Here is a 381-nt window from a genome sequence, read left to right as displayed (position 1 = left end):
CTGCACGCTCCGCGCACAGGTCACCGCCTTCAACCACATCAAATGTATTAAACTTCTAACAAACATACTCTAACAAATACTTTATCCCATAGCCTGCATATATCAAACACATATGGATGCGTTGAGTGGCCTCGACAAGGTCCGCCCCCCGCACTTAACGCGTGAAACATTCAGCGGCCGCAGGCCAGTGGACGGGCGATACCCTTGGCCTTGAGTCTTTCATCCCGGCGAAACCCTGACCTTGGGGCGGAGGGGAAGACAAAGTCTGCGGATGCCGCCTAAATCCATCGCTGATTTGCGAGGTCCTCTCGAGCTTAACAGCGCGATGCATTTCACAGAGCGGGAGTGGGCTCCGCAGACTTTATCTTCGCCCGCAGTCCC

Origin of the sequence: [Clostridium] symbiosum ATCC 14940 (genome assembly GCF_000466485.1) — a bacterium.
GTDB lineage: Bacteria > Bacillota > Clostridia > Lachnospirales > Lachnospiraceae > Otoolea > Otoolea symbiosa.
This window is presented reverse-complemented; position numbering follows the sequence as displayed.